16 protein-coding genes are annotated in these 18,490 nt (G+C 61.2%); 6 read left to right on the forward strand and 10 right to left on the reverse strand.

Annotated elements, in window-relative coordinates; genetic code table 11:
- Positions 1-108: 108 nt before the first annotated feature.
- Entirely contained in the window at positions 109-1,527 is a 1,419-nt protein-coding gene (locus tag AC2JAJ_RS07460; RefSeq protein ID WP_363959279.1) for an amidase, read from the forward strand.
- A 740-nt stretch (positions 1,528-2,267) separates the two neighbouring features.
- Here AC2JAJ_RS07460 and AC2JAJ_RS07465 read toward each other — a convergent pair.
- Entirely contained in the window at positions 2,268-3,662 is a 1,395-nt protein-coding gene (locus AC2JAJ_RS07465) for an MFS transporter (protein WP_363959276.1), read from the reverse strand.
- Between the two features lie 827 nt (positions 3,663-4,489).
- Entirely contained in the window at positions 4,490-5,143 is a 654-nt protein-coding gene (locus tag AC2JAJ_RS07470; RefSeq protein WP_363959273.1) for a GntR family transcriptional regulator, read from the reverse strand.
- A 242-nt stretch (positions 5,144-5,385) separates the two neighbouring features.
- Between AC2JAJ_RS07470 and AC2JAJ_RS07475 the strand changes: the two genes are divergently transcribed.
- On the forward strand, positions 5,386-6,117 hold the full coding sequence (locus tag AC2JAJ_RS07475) for a maleate cis-trans isomerase family protein (protein ID WP_363959270.1): 732 nt from the start codon (positions 5,386-5,388) through the stop codon (positions 6,115-6,117).
- Between the two features lie 73 nt (positions 6,118-6,190).
- On the opposite strand, the gene AC2JAJ_RS07480 is transcribed toward AC2JAJ_RS07475, so the two are convergent.
- Positions 6,191-6,958 (reverse strand): maleate cis-trans isomerase family protein, encoded by a 768-nt coding sequence (locus AC2JAJ_RS07480; protein WP_486416315.1) that lies wholly within the window; start codon positions 6,956-6,958, stop codon positions 6,191-6,193.
- 44 nt (positions 6,959-7,002) lie between these two features.
- Here AC2JAJ_RS07480 and AC2JAJ_RS07485 point away from each other — a divergent pair, with 44 nt between their 5' ends.
- The gene (locus tag AC2JAJ_RS07485) at positions 7,003-7,458 is read left to right on the forward strand and encodes a RidA family protein (RefSeq protein WP_486416314.1); all 456 of its coding nucleotides are present in this window, start codon (positions 7,003-7,005) and stop codon (positions 7,456-7,458) included.
- A gap of 1 nt (position 7,459) precedes the next feature.
- On the opposite strand, the gene ehuA is transcribed toward AC2JAJ_RS07485, so the two are convergent.
- Genes ehuA through ehuB form a run of 4 tightly spaced genes read right to left on the reverse strand, consistent with a single transcriptional unit; the run spans position 7,460 to position 10,532 of the window.
- A complete protein-coding gene (gene ehuA, locus AC2JAJ_RS07490) occupies positions 7,460-8,275 on the reverse strand; it encodes an ectoine/hydroxyectoine ABC transporter ATP-binding protein EhuA (protein WP_217432732.1) in 816 nt (271 codons plus the stop codon).
- The gene (ehuD, locus tag AC2JAJ_RS07495; protein WP_321214867.1) at positions 8,259-8,915 is read right to left on the reverse strand and encodes an ectoine/hydroxyectoine ABC transporter permease subunit EhuD; all 657 of its coding nucleotides are present in this window, start codon (positions 8,913-8,915) and stop codon (positions 8,259-8,261) included. The genes ehuA and ehuD overlap by 17 nt, the downstream gene beginning before the upstream one ends.
- Positions 8,912-9,610, reverse strand: coding sequence for an ectoine/hydroxyectoine ABC transporter permease subunit EhuC (ehuC, locus tag AC2JAJ_RS07500; RefSeq protein ID WP_321214866.1), 699 nt, complete (start codon positions 9,608-9,610; stop codon positions 8,912-8,914). The genes ehuD and ehuC overlap by 4 nt, the downstream gene beginning before the upstream one ends.
- A 28-nt stretch (positions 9,611-9,638) precedes the next feature.
- On the reverse strand, positions 9,639-10,532 hold the full coding sequence (gene ehuB / locus AC2JAJ_RS07505) for an ectoine/hydroxyectoine ABC transporter substrate-binding protein EhuB (RefSeq protein ID WP_486416312.1): 894 nt from the start codon (positions 10,530-10,532) through the stop codon (positions 9,639-9,641).
- A 188-nt stretch (positions 10,533-10,720) separates the two neighbouring features.
- Between ehuB and ald the strand changes: the two genes are divergently transcribed.
- A complete protein-coding gene (gene ald / locus AC2JAJ_RS07510; protein ID WP_486416311.1) occupies positions 10,721-11,839 on the forward strand; it encodes an alanine dehydrogenase in 1,119 nt (372 codons plus the stop codon).
- A gap of 1,705 nt (positions 11,840-13,544) precedes the next feature.
- Here the strand turns inward: ald and AC2JAJ_RS07515 are convergent.
- The 3 genes from AC2JAJ_RS07515 to AC2JAJ_RS07525 all read right to left on the reverse strand — a co-directional run bounded on the left by AC2JAJ_RS07515 (position 13,545) and on the right by AC2JAJ_RS07525 (position 17,405).
- The gene (locus AC2JAJ_RS07515) at positions 13,545-14,381 is read right to left on the reverse strand and encodes a pyruvate, water dikinase regulatory protein (RefSeq protein ID WP_486416310.1); all 837 of its coding nucleotides are present in this window, start codon (positions 14,379-14,381) and stop codon (positions 13,545-13,547) included.
- A 15-nt stretch (positions 14,382-14,396) separates the two neighbouring features.
- Complete coding sequence (gene ppsA, locus AC2JAJ_RS07520) at positions 14,397-16,799, reverse strand: phosphoenolpyruvate synthase (RefSeq protein WP_486416309.1); 2,403 nt, start codon at positions 16,797-16,799, stop codon at positions 14,397-14,399.
- A gap of 198 nt (positions 16,800-16,997) precedes the next feature.
- Positions 16,998-17,405, reverse strand: a complete 408-nt coding sequence (locus tag AC2JAJ_RS07525; protein ID WP_473694393.1) for a CBU_0592 family membrane protein — start codon at positions 17,403-17,405, stop codon at positions 16,998-17,000.
- 249 nt (positions 17,406-17,654) lie between these two features.
- On the opposite strand from AC2JAJ_RS07525, the gene AC2JAJ_RS07530 reads away from it, so the two are divergent.
- Both AC2JAJ_RS07530 and AC2JAJ_RS07535 read left to right on the forward strand, forming a co-directional pair.
- Positions 17,655-18,035, forward strand: a complete 381-nt coding sequence (locus AC2JAJ_RS07530; RefSeq protein ID WP_221384769.1) for a helix-turn-helix transcriptional regulator — start codon at positions 17,655-17,657, stop codon at positions 18,033-18,035.
- Positions 18,032-18,451, forward strand: a complete 420-nt coding sequence (locus AC2JAJ_RS07535) for a VOC family protein (RefSeq protein ID WP_221384510.1) — start codon at positions 18,032-18,034, stop codon at positions 18,449-18,451. Before AC2JAJ_RS07530 ends, AC2JAJ_RS07535 begins: the two co-directional genes overlap by 4 nt.
- Positions 18,452-18,490: the final 39 nt, after the last annotated feature.

Genomic DNA, 18,490 nt, shown 5'->3' on the forward strand with positions numbered 1-18,490 from the left:
GGAAAGGTGAGAGAGCTTTGGGTCGAAAGGTGCGAGAGGGTTAATACGTCGATTCTGGTTCCACGCACCTACTACGCATAGACGCAGTGGCCAGCAGGAGGAAACGAAATGAGTGATCTGACCGATCTGACAGCGGCTGAGCTGTTGGCGGGCTACCGCGAGGGCACGATCTCCCCTGTGGATGCCACCCAGGCTGCCCTTGATGTCATTGAAGCGGCGAACAAGGACGTCAATGCTTTTGTCTCGGTTGAAGCCGAGACGGCATTGCAGGAAGCACGCGAATCGGAAGGGAGGTGGCGCAAGGACCAGCCCCTGGGACCCGGTGACGGCGTCCCGACCTCCATCAAAGACATCTTCTACACACGCGGCCGGCCCACGCTCCGCGGCACCAACCTCATTAACGCCGACGCAGCGTGGGACCAGGATGCGCCTTGCGTTGCCAGGCTGCGGGAGACCGGTGCCGTGCTGATCGGCAAGACCACTACCCCGGAGTTCGCGTGGAAAGGCGTCACCGATTCGTTGCGGCACGGATCCACCGGGAACCCCCGGGCGGCAGGCCTCACATCGGGCGGCTCGAGCGGCGGCAGCGCCACTGCCGTTGGCCTGGGCATGGGCCCCTGGTCCGTCGGGACTGATGGCGGGGGCTCTGTCCGCATCCCGGCCGCCTTCACCGGGACGGTTGCCATCAAGCCGACATATGGCCTCGTTCCCATGTTCCCGGCCAGTCCGTTTGGCACCTTGGCACATGCAGGCCCCATGACCCGCACCGTGGAAGACACGGCATTGCTGCTTGACGTCATTACGGGCTTTGATGCACGTGACTGGTCAGCCCTTCCCACGCCTGCCAGGTCCTTCCTTGAGGGCCTTAATGACGGCGTGAAGGGCATGCGGATCGCGTTTTCACCCACGCTGGGATTTGGCACCAACGATCCGGAAGTCGAGCGGCTGGTCAGGGCTGCAGTTGACGTACTGGCCAACGCCGGCGCGATCATCGAGGAAGTGGATCCGGGTATTTACGATCCCGTTGAGGCCTTCCATGTCCTTTGGTTCGCCGGGGCGGCGAAGGTCCTGGAGGCTTACGGCCCGGACGCCATCACCAAGGTGGATCCCGGGCTGCGCCGCTCCATTGAGGAACAGGGCGATCTGACTGCCTCGGACTTCCTGGACGCCACCGCAGTGCGGATGGATTTGGGAGTGAAGATGGGTTTGTTTCACGAGACCTACGATCTCCTGCTGACCCCGACACTGCCCATAACGGCCTTTCCCCGGGATAGGGATGCACCTGAAGCCTGGCATTCTCCGAACTGGACCAGCTGGACGCCGTACACGTACCCGTTCAATATGACTCAGCAGCCCGCCATCAGCGTCCCTTGCGGCTTCACGGAAGCAGGATTGCCCGCGGGGCTGCAAATCGTCGGCCCACGCCACGCGGACCGCAAAGTGCTCCGCGCCGCGCAAGCGTACGAGAAGGCAGCCGCTTGGGGCACGGAGCGCCCCGCACGCCCCCGAGCTCACAGCACGAAGTAGCTCAGCCCAAGAAAGCCCCCGTTGGTTCCTGGTTCAGGAACCAACGGGGGCTTTCTGCAGTCGATCATCATGCCATGAACTACTCTTCCAGCCGAGGCGGGACAGGGTTGCCTTCGTGATCGCGGAAATTTTCATGTTCCGCAGCGGTGCTCGGGCGGTCTCCGGCACTTTCCCGACTGCGACAAAGCCCACTAGACAGGCAGCCACTATGTAGTACGGCGGCTTCAGGACGTTCCCTGTGGCAATGATCAGAAGGCCATTGACATCTGGCCCGTTCCACCAAGAGCGCCCGAGCCAACGTTGTTGTGGCACTGAGGCGATACACGGTGGCGAACACAGCGGAGAAAGCGTTCAGCAGGTGCTAGCACTGGGACAAATGCCACCGCTGGCTTCCTGGTTTAGGAATCAAGGGGGCTTTCTGCTGTCCGGCCCATCGTGATGTGGGTACCCTTCCAGCCGATGCGGGTGGTACCACCCTTCATGATTCCGAGAGCGAGAGCTTTCATGTTCCACAGCGATGCTTCGGCGATCTTTGGCGTCTTCCAGACCGCGACGAGGCCAACCAGGAAGACAGCGTTATGTCCTCGACGGCTTCAGGACGAGCGAAGCCGGCGTAGCACCCATGCCGGCCCATAGCCCGGAAGTCGGCAGCAGGTACAGGAACCCAGACTAAAGCCCCCGTTGGCTCCTGGTTAAGGAACCAACGGGGGCTTCTAAAAGCCCGCCCGGTCGTGAGTGGACTACCCTTCCAGCCGGCGCGGGATGTGCACCTTCTTGATCCCGGGAATTTTCATGTTCCGCAACGATGTTCCGGCGGTCTCCGGCATCTTCCAGACGGCCACGAGGCCCACCAGGCAGGCAGCCATCATGTAGAACGCTGGCATCAGAACGTTCCCTGTGGCATTGATCAGGAGTTCGTTGACCATGGGGGCAGTTCCACCAAAGAGGGCCGTGCTGACGTTGTAGGTGATGGCGAAACCGGCGTAACGCACCTGGGTGGGAAACATTGCCGGGAAGGTGGCCGAGATGGTGGCCAGTTGCGGAAGATACAACAGGCCCAGGACGGCGAAGCCAAGCATCGCAAACCAGAAGCCATTTGCCATGATCATGTACATGGGGATGGCTAGGACGAACAGACCTGTCAGCGAGAAGAACCACATCGGCTTACGCCCGATCTTGTCTGAGCGGGCACCGGCCAAGGGGATCATAAGCATCATGGCCAATTGACCGACAAACATCAGGGTCAGCACAGTATTGGCATCCATACCCACCGTTCCCTCAAGGTAGGTGGGCATGTACGTGAGCAGGGTGTAGTTGACCAAGTTCAGCGGAATGACAAGGCCGGCCATGATCAGCATTGGACGCCAGTAGTTGCGGATCAGGTCTTTCAGGGCAGTGCTGGTGGCCGGTTCCAGCTCGCCGCTGGCCTCTAGTTCACGGAAGACTGGAGTGTCTTCAAGCTTGTTCCGCAGGTACATGCCGATGATTCCCATTGGGCCTGCAATAAGGAACGGCAGCCGCCAGCCCCATTCGGTCATGGCGTCGTTGCCCAAGATGAGGCTGCAGAGCAGGACAATAAGAGAGCCCAGGGCGAAACCGCCCAAAGTGCCGAACTCGAGGAAGCTTCCGTAGAAGCCGCGCTTCTTGTCCGGTGCGTATTCGGCCATAAATGTAGCCGCGCCGCCGTATTCACCGCCGGTGGAAAAGCCTTGGAGCATGCGCAACAAAATCAACAGGGCCGGGGCCAGCCAGCCAGCCATCGAATGAGTCGGCAGAAGTCCGATCGCAAACGTTGAACCTGCCATCAGGATGATGGTCAGCGCCAGGACCCGTTTGCGCCCGATTCGGTCTCCCAAGGGACCCCAGAACAGCCCACCAAGGGGACGTACCAGGAACGACAGTGCGAAGGTGGCCAGCGTCCATACTGTTCCCATAGCGCCTTCGCCCGGGAAAAAATTGGCAGTTATGTAGGTTGCTGCTACTGCATAGACGCCGTAATCAAACCATTCGGTGGCGTTGCCCATAGCTGAGGCCCCGATGGCCCGGTGAAGTACCTTCTTGCCTTCCCGGGACGTTTCGTCTGGACCTGTGAACCCCGCTCCGGCGCCGGTGCCGTGTGGTTGTGCGTTAGACATGACAATCCTCGATAGAGAGCAAATGTATCTCTCATCACACTACCCCTAATGTCCCATTGTTGACAATAGGAGACTTCGAGGACGTGTCCGCGGTCGCGGTGGTTCAACGGAAACGCGGCGTTAGCGTATTTCAGAAGGGGATCGCGGACGAGGATGGTAGCGAGGCCAGTGCGAGTGAGCGGACAAGTTAGTCGTACTTACTCGAGCTCGTGCTCGTACTGGTTATGACGGTTGCTGCCGGGGAACTTGCCCCGGATATCGCCGGGCGAAGCCGGCTTATCCTCGCCCTGCTCATGACGAGGGATCCGTGTATTCGTTCGCGGGACGGCGCGGACGTGTTGCGGTCTAAGCAAGAGGCAGATCCAAGAAGCGCGCCGCCCGCCACCCTGAGGAGTCCCGAACTGGAACGTCTGCATCAGGAGACAGGACCTGTGGGCGGAAGGGCTGCGGCTTGGGCATTACGGGCTGGAGGGCAGAAAGCCACGGTGAAGGTACGGGCCCTGGTCGCTTTCAAGGCTGGCTTTCCCTTCCGAGTTCTGCTGGAAGTCTCAGGCCTTGCCCGGTCCGCAAGCGGAAGCCATGAACATTCCTTTACAGTGTCGCCAGCAACCACGACAGCAAACTGCATGACGTAACCGCCGCCGGGCTCATCCAACAGCTGTCCGGCAAGCAACATTTGAACCCACTCACTGCTGCAATTCTGCCGCAGAAGGTGTTCTTGCCAAACGTCTGAAGCCGGTTCAGTAGAGAACTCCGACCCCTGGTGTTTGCTCACTTCAAGAGGCGGCGCGTACTTTCAGGAGAACGTCGGGAGGCCTGGAGAACGCCTAGGGGACCAGCCGCATCAGCGCGTCGTCCATGTGCTCCGCCATGAGCTTTTCGGCAAGGTCTGCATCCCCCCGGGAGATGGCCTCCGCGATCCCCTTATGCTCAGCGATGCGCCGATCAGCCGTATGGTAGGTACTTTTCAGGGCATTAAGGCACATCCGCGTCTCAGTCAGGAGAGTGTCGTGCATCCTCTTGAGGCGGGGACTGCCGGCAAGTTCAACCAGGAGGGCATGGAAGCTCATGTCCGCTTCGGTCATGGCTTCGCTGTTGGGGGAATCCGCCGTGTCCTCCATGGCGTGCACTGCTTCCATTAGCTTGGCCGCATTGCCCTCAGGATTCGTGCTGGCCACGCGGCTGATGGCGGCGGCCTCAACCGCGGTGCGGGCCAAGTACACATCCCGAAAATCGTCCTCGTCCATGGTTACGACAAAGAGACCCCTGTTCCGGTGGCTGACCAGTAGTCCTTCCTGCGTGAGCCGCTGCATGGCCTCCCGCAGGGGGCCCCGGCTGACTCCCAGCTCCTTGGCGAGCTCCGCTTCACCAAGTTGAATGCCGGGAGCGAAATCGCCACGGGCAATTGCATCACGGATCCGACGGGCAATAATCGCCGGCGTGGACTCCTGCACGACCGGGTCCAGGGCTCCCCTTTTCATTCGGCTCTCCATCCTTGCTGCAGTGAAACTCCACCAGACTTCTGGCCAGAGTCATCAGTAGATTCGCTGATGCGCACCCATGTCTTATAGTTGACAATTTAACATTTTACTCCGCGCGCAGCGAAGTAAGAGCGCCCGATTCCACCGTAGCGCAGCATCTTCCGATTGTAGACAATCGAACGTATGCTATTCGTGCAGTGATGGACACACCTTCTGCCCCTGATGCGCTACGAGGAGACACGATGACAACCATTGGAATGCTTTACCCGGGTCACAGCGCCGAAGATGAATACCCCTACCTTGAATCGGTCCTCGGTAAGGACGTCCATCTTCCTGTGGTCCATACCTCTGTGGGCGGACCCGATGAAATTACCACCCACGAGGTCCAGGCCCTGCTGGACCTTGGCAAGCCTGAACGGCTGTTGGAGGGCGCCAGTGAGATCTCGCGCAAGTACAGTCCCGATGCTGTCATGTGGGCATGCACCTCTGGCAGCTTCGTTTTCGGCTGGGAGGGCGCGCATCAGCAGGTGCGCGAAATTCAGGACGTCATCAATGTTCCGACGTCCTCCACTTCGCTGGCCTTTGCGGCGGCATTGAAGCACCTGGGCATCTCCAGGGTCTCCATTTCGGCGACCTATCCCGATGACGTTTCCCGCCACTTCGTGAAGCTTCTCGGTCATCAGGACATCCAGGTCCTGGACCTTGCCTCCCATGACATCGCCTCCGGCGAGGACGCCGGCGAGCTGGACCATGACGGGGTGATCGAGCTCGCCCGGAGCGCGAACGCCCCTGACGCCGAAGCAGTCCTGATCCCGGACACAGCCCTTCATACCGTTCGCTGGCTCAACGAGCTGGAGTCAGTCCTTGGAAAGACTGTCCTGACCGCCAATCAAGTGACTGCTTGGTATGGACTGCAGCTCGCTGGCCGGTCTGTGCACTCGGACCAATTGGGCACACTGTTCCGCAGCAGTTGATTCCGGCAAGCAGAAGGCCTCCTGACCGTCAATACAACGGTCAGGAGGCCTTCTTTGCTAGGCGACTGCAGGATTATTCTCTGGGCGCCGCCAGGAGGGCCTGGCCTGGCCCGACGGCGTCACGGCCGAGCAGCCGCAGCGCACTCCACGCCGTGACCTGGTTAGCGGTGATCACCGGCTTTCCAAGTTCGCGCTCCATGTACGCGATGACGTCATAGGTGGGCAAGTTTGTGCAGCTGACAAAAATAGCCTCGGCATCCGGTGCATCCGCCTTGCGGATCAGATCGCAGGTGGCGGCATATGGGACCTTCCATATATTCCGGTCCAGCCCCAGGCCCTTTTGGGAGACTACGGACTTCCCGCCTTGTTCAAGAAAGGATGATAGGCGAGTGGTCAGCTCCGCAAGGTAGGGCGTAGCCACGGCCACCTTTGATACGCCCAATGCATCCAGAGCCATCAGCAGGCCTTCGGATGTGGTGATCGCGGCCGGGGCGCCGGCGGCGGCCATGGCGCTGGAAAGATTCCTGGCGCCCTCTACCCCGTGGACAAAGCTGCCGGAGGTGCAGGCGTAAGTAACTACAACCGGGCTAATAGCCATCACGCTGCGGACCGCATCCTGAATTTCGGCCAGATCGCTGATTTCTTCTGCCATGTCCAGGCCTACGGGCTCGTCGTAGTACGGGGTACGGGTAAAAATGAGGTTCACCCCCGCGGGCATCCAGCGCCAAAGTTCATGGTCGAGCGCCATATCGAAGGGGCACACGACGCCGATGTCGTGCCACGCCTGGGGACCCGGCGGATCAGCAACGGGCGCCAAAGTTGAGTTGGGTTCGAGTGTCATACACCACTTTCTCACGTTTGTTCTATTGTCTACAATGTCTGCTTATGGATAAAAAACAAAACACACCCCCTCAGCTGCCTCCCACCCCAACTCCCGCCGGAAACTACGTGCCCGTGCGCGAGCTGGGCGGAGTGCTTTACACGGCCGGCCACACCTCGTCTGTACAAAACCATCTGGAATACAGCGGGCGTATCGGCGAGGAGCTCACCGTTGAGGAAGGGCAGTCCGCGGCCGCCACCGCTGTACTGAACTGCCTGGCGTCGCTTGCCGCCCACGCCGGTGGGCTGGACCGTATCGGGGAGATCGTCTCAATGACCGGCTATGTGGCTGCCGGAAGCAACTTCACCGACCACCCGCTGGTCATGAACGGGGCGTCGGAGGTGTTGGTTTCCTATTTCGGAGAGCAAGGTCGTCCCGCCCGCGCAGCTGTCGGTGTGGCCAGCCTTCCCGACGGTGCACCCGTGGAGATATCGCTGATTGCCAGCCTCCGCAACGCCTGACTCAGTGCTGCAGAACAGCCCGAAGAAAACTCCTGGTCCGCTCCTGCTGTGGGTCCTTGAAAATCTGAGCCGGCGGCCCGCTTTCCACGGCGGCGCCGTTGTCGAACATCACGACCCGATCCGAGATTTCCTCCGCAAAGCGCATCTCATGCGTGACCATAAGCATGGTCATGTCCGTGGTGTGGGCCAGGTTCCGGATGACGTTCAGGACTTCACCGATGAGTTCGGGGTCCAGCGCTGATGTGGGCTCGTCAAAGAGCAGTACTTTCGGCCGCATCGCCAATGCCCGGGCAATGGCTACGCGTTGCTGCTGTCCGCCGGACATCTGCGGTGGGGTGTGGTTCATGTGCTTGCCCAGGCCCACCAGGTTCAGCAGCTCCGCAGCGCGTTCGCGTGCCTCGGCTTTGTTCATGCCGAGAACGTGGATAGGTGCTTCGATGATGTTTTCCATTGCAGTCATATGCGGGAACAGGTTGAACTGCTGGAAGACCATGCCAATTTTCTTGCGGGTCTCGCGCAATTGTCTGGTTTCCCTGACTTTTTGGCCGAGGCTGACGTCCCAGAGGGTGTCCCCATCCACAGTCACTTTTCCTTCGCTGGGGGTTTCGAGTGTCATCAAGATACGAAGGATGGTGGTTTTTCCCGAACCGGAAGGGCCGATGATGGACACTTTCTCTCCGGGTGCGACATCGAAGTTGAGTGATTTCAGGACATGGTTCGTTCCCCAGTTCTTGCTGACATTTTCGAACCGAATGATGGGATCCGGAGGCAGAGCAACGCCCGAAGTCCGGGGTTGGGGTTCAGTGCTGGGGCGCATAGCGCCGCTCCAATCTATTGACGAGCCGGGAGGCTGGGTAGCTTACTGCAAGGAACAGCAGAGCTGCGAGGGTGAGTGGCTCCAGATAACGGAAGTTGGAGCTTCCAATTGCCTGGGCGGTGGCCATAAGTTCAACCACGGTAATTGCGGATAGGACTGCTGAATCCTTGAACATCTGGATGAGGTAGTTGCCAAGCATCGGGACGACGGTGCGGATTGCCTGCGGCAGGACAATTCGGCCCCAGGTGCGGGTCCCGGGAAGGCTTAATGCTGTCGCCGCTTCCCACTGCCCCTTGGGGACACCTTGGATGCCGCTGCGGTAGACCTCGGCCATATAGGCGCTGTAGTTCACGCCGATCACCACGATGCCGGTTGTGAGTGCATCGAAGCTTATGCCATAGGAAGGGAGCACGAAGAAGGCAACGTAGGCCTGCACCAACAGCGGAGTACCGCGGACAAACACGACCAGGAAGGCAATGACCTTTGACAGCACGGGAATGGCAAGCCGTCGGAGAACAGCGAAGACAAGACCGAGCCCGGCTGCGAGCAGAGTTCCCACGACAGTTATATGGACCGTGGTCCACAGCCCCTGCAACAGGATCGGGAGTATTGATATCGCAAACGCATTATCCCAAATCATGCTGCACCCACCTTCATGAGAATGTTTTCCTTTTTCTGCAGAGTCAGGGCTTTGCGGTCAAGCGCGAAACGCTTCTCCAGCCAAGCTGTGAGCAGAGTCAGCAGGTAGGACAAAACAAAGTACATCACCAGGATTGTGGTGAAGATTGCAGTCGTCTGCCCAGTCGTGCTTCGAATCATCTGGGCGCTAAAGGTCAGATCCGCTACCGTGACCAGCGAAACGAGCGACGTGTTCTTCAACAGGTCCACCATTACATTGCCAAACGGTGGGAGCATGGCAGGGATGGACTGCGGGATGATGATTCTGCGAAGCCTTAACGCGGGTTCCATGCCCAGGGCGATGCAGGCTTCTGTCTGCCCCTTGGCTCGGCTGGCGATGGCACCGCGGACCACTTCGGCGGCATAGGCCCCCTCGTTGAGGCCTAGTGCCAGGACTGCAGCTGTCAGCGGGTGGAGCTGAATTCCGAAAAACGGCAGTGCGAAAAACAACCAAAACATCTGCACCAGCAGGGACGTTCCGCGGAACACCTCGATGAAGACGCCGGCAGGCCACCGGAGGATTCGGTGCCGGGACAGGCGGGCCAGACCTGCGGCGAAGGCTACTACCAAGCACAGTGCACCCCCAAGCACCGTCACCATCAGGGTAGTTAGCAAACCCTGCCACAGCAGGGGCGCGTACTCGATAACAGCATTCACTCGGTGCCCCCTCCCACTCCAGGGGTGATCAGCCTTCGGTCTTGCATAGTTCCTCAGCAGTTACGCCTTCAACGACGGTTGAATCGAAGCCCCACTTGGTGAGGATCTCCCCGAACTCCGGCGTGGCCTTGAATGCCGCAAGCTCCTTGTTGTAGGCCTCATGGAAGGACGTATCGCCCTGACGGAAAGCTGCTCCCGAGCCAGTGCGCGGCGCATCTTCAATCGGTGCTGTGATGTCAAAGCTATTGTCACTCTCGGCCAGAGACTTCAGCGACAGCGTGGGAAGCATGAAAGCGTCCGCGCGGTTTGCCTTCAGCGCTTCGAGGCCGCTTCGACCGTCATTGACCTTAACCTGCTGGTTGGCAGGAACGTTAGCCGCCTTGAGAACTCCTTCTTCAAATCCACCGGGGAGAACGGCGATACGCAAAGCGGGATCTGCGATGATGTCAGCGATCGTGAGGATGCTTTTCGGATTGCCCTTGGGCGTGGCGAAGGATTCGGTAGAAACAATGACTGGCTCGGAGTAAAGAATCTGCGAGCATCGTGACTGCTTCATGAACAGGCCGGCTGCGATCACGTCCCAGCGGTTGGCATTCAGTCCGGGGATCATGGACTCATAGGGTGTGATGATGCCCTGAACCTCGTCGATTCCCAGGCGCTTACAGACTGCCCGCAAGACGTCGGGTTCGCATCCTGTGACCTTACCGTCCGGGCTGACCTGTGTATAAGGCGGCTCATTGGCGATGCCTACTCGGATGAAGCCCTGCGCCTTTGCAGTTTCCAGCAGGTTGCTCGTCGCACCCGTTGCCGGGTTACCAGCGGGAACACTGGAGCAGCTGGTTATCCAACCAGCGACCGTCACTCCGAGAGCGGCTGTGCCAGCACCTCGAAGGAGGTTCCGCCGTGTGATGTTGCTTCTCATTTCTTCTCCATTCGCCCGGCCTCGCCGGCGCTAAATCAGGACAACCGCCCTGTGAGCTGTGTTACACAAACCTAAGATAATGATGTAGCATTGTCAACAATACGAATGTACGATTCTGCAAGGGTGTCGAGGAGCCCGTCAAAGGGACAGGCTCGGGCCTTAAGCAGAGTTTGGATTGGAGTTACGAAATGATCATTGGTGTTCCCGCAGAAATTAAGAACAACGAGTTCCGGGTGGCCATCACCGCCGCCGGCGTCCACGAGTTCCGCACCCATGGACACACGATCCTGGTGGAGCGCGGGGCGGGACTCGGTTCGGGCATCACCGATGAGGAATACTCCATTGCCGGTGCCGAGATCGTTAACGAGGCAGACGACGTCTGGGCCCGCGCGGACATGGTCATGAAGGTCAAGGAACCCATCAAGGCCGAGTACCACCGGTTCCGCAAGGACCTGATCCTCTTCACCTACCTCCACCTCGCGGCCGAGCCCGAACTCACCCGCGAGCTCATCAACTCCGGCGTCACCGCCATCGCCTATGAAACTGTCCAGGAGGGCCGCAGCCTGCCACTCCTGGCGCCCATGTCCGAGGTGGCCGGCCGCCTCTCCGTCCAGGTAGGCGCCTCCTCACTGATGGCCCCCGCCGGCGGCAAGGGCGTCTTGCTGGGCGGCGTTCCCGGCGTCCGCCCCGCCAAGGTGGTCGTGTTGGGTGCAGGTGTTGCAGGCACCAATGCAGCGGCCATGGCCCTGGGCCTCGGCGCCGACGTGACCATCATGGATATCGACATCCACCGCCTCCGCGAGCTGGATGCCCAATACCAGGGCCGGCTCAAGACGGTGGCATCCAACAAGTATGAGATCGAAAAGTCAGTGGTGGACGCTGACCTGGTGATCGGCTCGGTCCTGATCCCCGGCGCCAAGGCCCCCAAGCTGGTGACCAACGATCTGGTGGCCCGCATGAAGCCGGGCTCGGTCCTGGTGGATATCGCCGTGGATCAGGGTGGCTGCTTCGAGGACACCCGCCCCACCACGCACCAGGAACCCACGTACAAGGTGCACAACACCATCTTCTACTGCGTGGCCAACATGCCTGGTGCGGTACCGAATACCTCCACGTACGCCCTGACCAACGTCACCCTGCGCTACGCGGTGGCCCTCGCCAACCTGGGCGTCAAAGCAGCGTTCGATCGCGACCCCGCCCTCGCTGCGGGCCTGAACATCGCCGCAGGCCACGTTGGCCACCGTTCGGTGTCCGGGGCACACAACCTGCCCCTCGTGAAGGACTGGCGCGAACTGGTTCCGGCCTAGCCCCCACTACCCCCAACTCGCTAACAGGAAAAAGATTCACTTCATAGGGAAGAACATGAAAAAGCGACTCCAACTGACGGCCCCCCTGATGCGTAACGTTCGAATGTCTCACAGCGCGCGGACCGGTGACCACTGCCCGGCAAACGGATGGTGGGCGCCGTTCAATGACGTTGAAAACCCCTACTTCATCACTGAGGGGAGCATCATGCCATCAGCCAACGGTGGGCCTAGTAACTGGAAACTGGTTATGAGCAATCAGCAGCAATCCCAGATACCGCGCCATGATCTTCCGTCCAGGGGAAATTTCCTCGATATCATTTGACTTTGGGGCCAGCGGAACCGGCCATCGGCAGTGGACGCTCAGAGGCTGTAGCAGGACGCCGGCGTTGATGACAAGAGAGTGGCCAACCGCAGGAATCATCAAGGGTTTAAAGAATGCTGGCCTGATTCCCGGATCAGCGAGCTCCCGGGAAGGCCCGTGTCGCTGTGGTTATTATTCCCGCCTGAGCCACACACGGAACAGCTGTCGGCTGTCGATTGGGATCAATGCGCTGGGTCTGCAATCCCTTACACCACGATGCGTCCCGCTACGGGAATATCTGGCGTAAAGAAGCATCTGTCCCTGCAGGACGGTGTCTTTCACCGTCCTTAGTCAATGAATACATGCCAAAGGAGAAACTGGTGCGAGAAACGGAAGAAGTTCCGGTCAACTCCTGCGTTGATCTATCGCCTGGAGATGAGATCGCCGCGACTCGCAGGGGGGGCGCTCGTGCACCGCGGGCGGGTGACGGATATAGCACCGGACCATGGGATGTTCTGGATCATGGACGATCTGAATGGGGGGGGCGCCGGTTACTTGACCTAGCCGAGGTGCAGGTTACGTGGACAAAGGGTGCAGCAGCAGGGACCCCCGCTGTCGGTTGAGAAAAAACGACCGCAGTTCATGGTTTCAGCTCTGCGCACTGCGGCTTGGTTAGCGGCATTGAGAAGGGACTCGTTTCGGAAACTTCTGCGCAGCTAGCCTCGGAATCGTGCTCTAGGGAAAGACTCTGTTGGTGCATGCCTAGCGCCAATAGGTCCCCCTAGGATCACTAAAACCAGGGGTATGGGGTCTTGGGACTATCACGGACCTTTAAATAAGTGAGCTCATGTTTAGGAACATCAAGGACCATGACGCCAACTAATGAACACCAAGTGCAACAGCACCAGGACGTGTGCTCCACTGCGACAACCGGTGACCTGGCACCGCTGAGTGGTTGGTGGAGGCCGGACGGGGACCCAGCGCCGTTTCGCTATCTAGAGCAAGGCGAGACCATGCCACTACTGCACGGAAGAAAAACTCTCTGGACTCTTGTGTTTGAATTGGCGCCCTCAGCCAGAGCTCATGGTGCCAAATACCCGAGTCTGGTTACTGGTACGCGTGCACATCAATTCGAACTATTGGAGTCTGTTAATGACGCTGTAGGATCAGCCTGATCGAAGTTGTGGGGAACGCGGCATCGTGGGTAGGCGGAGTGGTCTTGCCCAAAAACCTGACTCGCGGGCAGTCTCCTCTCCAGTTAGGGCACAGCCCAAACTGACGTCAGGAACCAGCCAAGGAAGCGTCAGGTTAGGGTCAAATTTGGCGTTTTCAGACATGGAACGAGGGAAGTCATAGACCTCAACCTGACATGCCCGAGCCCGCACAGCTTAGAGAAGCACAACCTCAGTGGTGCAGTTGCATCCGCTGCAGCACGGTCGCGGAAATCTCCTCCACGGACATGGAGGCGGAGTTCACGAAAGGAATCCTGTTGACCCGGTACATGTCCTCGGCGTTGCGCAGCTCGAAAGTGCACTGGTTAAGCGAAGCGTAATTGCTCCCCGGGCGGCGTTCCTGGCGGATCTGGCTCAGTCTGACGGGCAGGGAAGTCAGCCCGAAACACTTGTGCACGAACGGCTGCAGGGGTTTGGGCAGGGACATGCTGGCGAAGTCTTCCTCAACCAGCGGGAAGTTGGCGGCGAGGATGCCGTGCTGCAGCGCCAGGTACATGGTGGTCGGCGTCTTGCCGCAGCGCGACGGCGCGATGAGGATCAGCTCGGCGCGTTCCAGCGCACGCAGTGACTGCCCGTCGTCGTGCTCTATGGCGTATTCGACGGCGGCCATGCGCGACTGGTAGCGCACCGCGTCGCCCACGCCGTGCGCCTGGCCGGGCACGCCGCTGGCCGAGGCGTGGAGGACCTGCTCCAGCTGGCCGATGTGCGCGCCGAACAGGTCGAAGAAGTGCCCCCGGCTCCGGGACAGCACGGCCCGGATGTCCTGGCCGACCGTGGTGGAGAAGATGATCGGCCTCGGCCCCGCGGCCGCGAGCTCGTCGATCACGGCCACCACCTCTTGCGCCTGCTCCACCGTGGTGATGAACGGGATCGTCCGGCGTTCCAGCCGCCCGGCGGGGAACTGGGTCAGCAGGGTGTTGCCGAGCGTCTCGGCCGTGATGCCGGTGCTGTCGGAAAGAAAGAACACCGTGGGGGCGGACGGGTTGCCCGCCCCCACAGCGTCACTCAAGTGGGCGTCTGCCACTTAGACGGCGGACCGGTTGCCGGCGCGGGCCAAGCGCAGCCAGGTGTCGGTGACGGCGTCGGGGTTCAGCGAGATGGAGCTGATGCCCTGTTCCAGCAGCCACTCGGCGAAGTCCGGGTGGTCGCTGGGGCCCTGGCCGCAGATCCCCACGTACCGGCCCTTGGCCCGGCATGCGGAAATGGCCATCTCGAGGAGCTTGATGACGGCCGGGTTCCGCTCGTCGAAGCCCTCGGCCACCAGCGCCGAGTCACGGTCCAGGCCCAGGGTGAGCTGAGTCAGGTCGTTGGATCCGATCGAGAAGCCGTCGAAGTACTCCAGGAACTCGTCGGCGAGCAGCGCGTTGGCGGGGAGCTCACACATCATTACGATTTCCAGCCCGTTCTCGCCCCGGCGCAGCCCGTTGGCCGCGAGCAGCTCGGTGACGCCGCGGGCCTCATCGAGGGTACGGACGAACGGGACCATGAGCTTGATGTTGGTCAGGCCCATCTCGTTGCGCACGTACTTCAGGGCTTCGCATTCCAACTCGAACGCCTGCCGGAACGAATCCGAAAGATACCGGGAGGCGCCCCGGTACCCGATCATCGGGTTCTCCTCCGACGGTTCGAACGCCGGGCCGCCCAGCAGGTTGGCGTACTCGTTGGACTTGAAGTCGGACATCCGGATAATCACCGGTTCCGGCGCGAAGGCCGCGGCGATGGTGGAGATGCCCTCGGCCAGGCGCTTCACGTAATACTCCCGCGGCCCGTCGTAGGCTGCGGTCTTCTCGCGGATCTGGCGCACCGTGTAGTCCGAGAGGGACGCCGGGCGTTCGATCTCGCCGGCCACGGCCAGCAGGGCGTTGGGGTGGATGCCGATCTGGCGGTTGATGATGAACTCCAGGCGGGCCAGGCCAACACCGTGGTGAGGCAGCTTGGCGAAGCTGAAGGCCTGCTCCGGGGTGCCCACGTTCATCATGATCTTCACCGGCGGCGGCGGCATGGTGTCCAGGCTGGTCTCGTGCAGCGTGTAGTCCAGCAGGCCCTCGTACACAAAGCCTGCCTCGCCCTCGGCGCAGGACACGGTCACCGGGGTGCCGTCCTTCAGGACCCGGGAAGCATTGCCGGTGCCGACGACGGCCGGAATGCCAAGCTCGCGGGCAATGATCGCCGCGTGGCAGGTGCGTCCGCCGCGGTCGGTCACGATCGCGGCGGCCTTCTTCATGATCGGTTCCCAGTCCGGGTCCGTCATGTTCGCCACCAGGACGTCGCCGGTCTGGAACGAGGCCATCTGGTCGATTGAGGTGAGCACGCGAACCTGCCCGGCGCCGATGCGCTGGCCAATGGCACGGCCCTCGGCCAGGACGGCCGAACGCTCGCTGAGGGTGTAGCGGGAGATCTTGCCGGACACCTTCCGCGACTCCACGGTCTCGGGACGGGCCTGCAGGATGTACAGCTCCCCGTCCACGCCGTCCTTGCCCCATTCGATGTCCATCGGACGGCCATAGTGCGCCTCGATGGCCAGCGCATGGCGGGCAAGCTGCTCGACTTCGGCGTCGGTCAGGCTGAAGCGGCGGCGCAGGTCCTGCGGGACGGGGACGAAGTCCACGGTCCTGCCCACCTCGCTGGAGTCGGTGTAGGTCATCTGCACGGCCTTCTCGCCCAGGCCGCGCTTGAGCACGGCAGGACGGCCGGCCGCCAGGGCCGGCTTGTGCACGTAGAACTCGTCCGGGTTCACGGCGCCCTGGACCACGGCCTCGCCGAGGCCGTAGGACGAGGTGATGAAGACGGCGTCGTTGAAGCCGGATTCGGTGTCCATGGTGAACATGACACCGGAAGCGCCGACGTCGGAGCGCACCATGCGCTGGATGCCCGCCGAGAGTGCCACTTCCGAGTGGGTGAAGCCATGGTGCACCCGGTAGGCGATGGCCCTGTCGTTGTAGAGCGAGGCGAAGACGTCCTTGATGGCGAGCAGGATGTTCTCCACGCCGCGGATGTTCAGGAACGTCTCCTGCTGCCCCGCGAACGAGGCGTCCGGCAGGTCCTCGGCCGTGGCGCTGGAGCGCACCGCCCAGGAAACATCGCCGCCGTGCTCGGCGGTCAGGCGGTCGTAGGCGGACCGGATCTGCTCCTCGAATTCGGGCTGGAAGGGGGTGTTGCGGATGAGGTCGCGGATCTGCTTACCGGCCACGGTCAAAGCGGCCACATCGCCGCTGTCCAGGCCGTCGAGGATTTCTTCAATCCGGCTGTCGAGGCCGGACTCGCCAAGGAACCGTCGGTAAGCGTCTGCTGTGGTGGCGAAACCGCCCGGTACTTTAACCCCTGCTGAGGCAAGATTCCGGACCATTTCTCCGAGCGATGCGTTCTTGCCGCCAACCTGGTCGAGGTCGGACAGGCCGAGGTCAGAAAACCAGAGAACGTCAGTCATAGGTGGTGCTCCTCCGTTGGGCACGCGCTGACAAGCGCTGTAAAAGATGTGATGCAAGGTTGGTCAGGAGTGCACCGCAGAAGCAAATGGATGTGACGAGCGCAACACCCTCCGCAGGTAATGAAAGGTCACACCCAGAGGAAACGGGCCGGCATTCCGAAGGAACGCCGGCCCGCCGTCGTACGCGTTGCCGGCTGGCTACAGCGCCAGGCGGGGCCCGTCACCGACGACGGCGACCGGGGACACAACGGCCGCCGGGGACACGACGGGCAGGGAACCGGTGAAGGCCTCGACAACAGCCATCTGGCCGGTGGTGTCCGGAATGCCGGGGTACTGGACCTGGCCGGCCTCTGCGGGCGCAGGCGAGGTGTTTTCGGATCGCATGCGGACCAGTGCCACAGCCGAGATGAGGAACCAGGCGACATTGGTGGCCACGGACGGCCAGGCTCCGTGCAGGGTTCCGTTGATGATGAAGGCCACGGAGCCGAACAGGTTTGCCGTTTGGAAGCCCTTCCCTGCCTTCAGCCAGCCCATGGAAACAGCCAGATACGCACTGAGGATCGCAACCGCGCCTGCCCAGCCGGCGATTTCCCACAGCAGTTCCATGGCGTCCTTTCAAGGGTGACCTGCGCACAGCAATTGGGCAGGGATTTTGCAGGTGATTTAAGGGTTTGGTTTGCCGGATGCTGCGTTTACTCGAGCCCTGTTCGGGCGAGGACTGCTGTCCGGCAGGCCAATCCTATCGTGCTCTGGACATCACCTTCGCCGCGTAGCACGATCTGAGATGTGACTTCCACGACAACTCCGGACGCCTACCTCCGCGAACTCAGAGAGCTCCGCCGCGTGAAGGACCGGATGGACCGGGAGTACGCGCAACCGCTGGACGTCGAATCGCTGGCCAGGGAGGTCCACATGTCCGCCGGCCACTTCAGCCGCCGGTTCAAACTCGCGTACGGCGAATCGCCCTACAGCTACCTCATGACGCGCCGCATCGAGCGCGCCATGGCACTCCTCCGCAAAGGCGACCTCAACGTCACGGAGGTGTGCTTCGCTGTCGGCTGTTCCTCGCTGGGAACCTTCAGTACGCGGTTCAGCGAGCTGGTGGGCATGCCGCCGAGCGTCTACAAACAAGAGGCAGCGGAGTCGACCGCGGGAATCCCGGCGTGCGTGGCGAAGCAGGTCACCAGACCGGTCAGGAATCGAGAAGCGCCCGCCCATGAGCCGTTACTAGCATGACTGGCATGGACATCAACATTTCCTCAACCTTCCTCCCCGCCACCGATCCCGACGCCTCGCTGGCCTTCTACCGCGACGCCCTGGGCTTCGAAGTCCGCAACGACGTGGGGCGCGGCACCATGCGCTGGATCACCGTGGGCCCCGCCGGCCAGAAGGACGTCTCCATCGTCCTGCACCCGCCGGCCGTGGACCCCGGAATCACCGATGACGAGCGCCGCACCATCACCGAAATGATGGCCAAGGGCACCTATGCCACCATCGTCCTCTCCTCCCCCGACGTTGACGCTGCCTTCGCCAAGGTGGAGGCGACCGGGGCCGACGTCGTGCAGGAACCCATCGACCAGCCCTACGGCATCCGCGACTGCGCCTTCCGCGACCCGGCCGGCAACACGGTCCGCATCAACCAGCAGCCTTAGGCATATAAACAGCAACGTATATATCGGACGACGCCGGAG

This window comes from Arthrobacter sp. MOO21 (assembly GCF_057369995.2).

Bases quoted from the DNA above. Each gene is read 5' to 3' on its own strand.
- AC2JAJ_RS07525 (WP_473694393.1), bottom strand. From the start codon at position 17,405: ATGGAACTGCTGTGGGAAATCGCCGGCTGGGCAGGCGCGGTTGCGATC.
- AC2JAJ_RS07460 (WP_363959279.1), top strand. From the start codon at position 109: ATGAGTGATCTGACCGATCTGACAGCGGCTGAGCTGTTGGCGGGCTAC.
- AC2JAJ_RS07485 (WP_486416314.1), top strand. From the start codon at position 7,003: ATGGATAAAAAACAAAACACACCCCCTCAGCTGCCTCCCACCCCAACT.
- ehuD (WP_321214867.1), bottom strand. From the start codon at position 8,915: ATGATTTGGGATAATGCGTTTGCGATATCAATACTCCCGATCCTGTTG.
- AC2JAJ_RS07470 (WP_363959273.1), bottom strand. From the start codon at position 5,143: ATGAAAAGGGGAGCCCTGGACCCGGTCGTGCAGGAGTCCACGCCGGCG.
- AC2JAJ_RS07475 (WP_363959270.1), top strand. From the start codon at position 5,386: ATGACAACCATTGGAATGCTTTACCCGGGTCACAGCGCCGAAGATGAA.
- AC2JAJ_RS07480 (WP_486416315.1), bottom strand. From the start codon at position 6,958: ATGACACTCGAACCCAACTCAACTTTGGCGCCCGTTGCTGATCCGCCG.
- AC2JAJ_RS07465 (WP_363959276.1), bottom strand. From the start codon at position 3,662: ATGTCTAACGCACAACCACACGGCACCGGCGCCGGAGCGGGGTTCACA.
- AC2JAJ_RS07530 (WP_221384769.1), top strand. From the start codon at position 17,655: ATGGACCGGGAGTACGCGCAACCGCTGGACGTCGAATCGCTGGCCAGG.
- ehuB (WP_486416312.1), bottom strand. From the start codon at position 10,532: ATGAGAAGCAACATCACACGGCGGAACCTCCTTCGAGGTGCTGGCACA.
- AC2JAJ_RS07535 (WP_221384510.1), top strand. From the start codon at position 18,032: ATGACTGGCATGGACATCAACATTTCCTCAACCTTCCTCCCCGCCACC.
- ald (WP_486416311.1), top strand. From the start codon at position 10,721: ATGATCATTGGTGTTCCCGCAGAAATTAAGAACAACGAGTTCCGGGTG.
- ppsA (WP_486416309.1), bottom strand. From the start codon at position 16,799: ATGACTGACGTTCTCTGGTTTTCTGACCTCGGCCTGTCCGACCTCGAC.
- ehuA (WP_217432732.1), bottom strand. From the start codon at position 8,275: ATGCGCCCCAGCACTGAACCCCAACCCCGGACTTCGGGCGTTGCTCTG.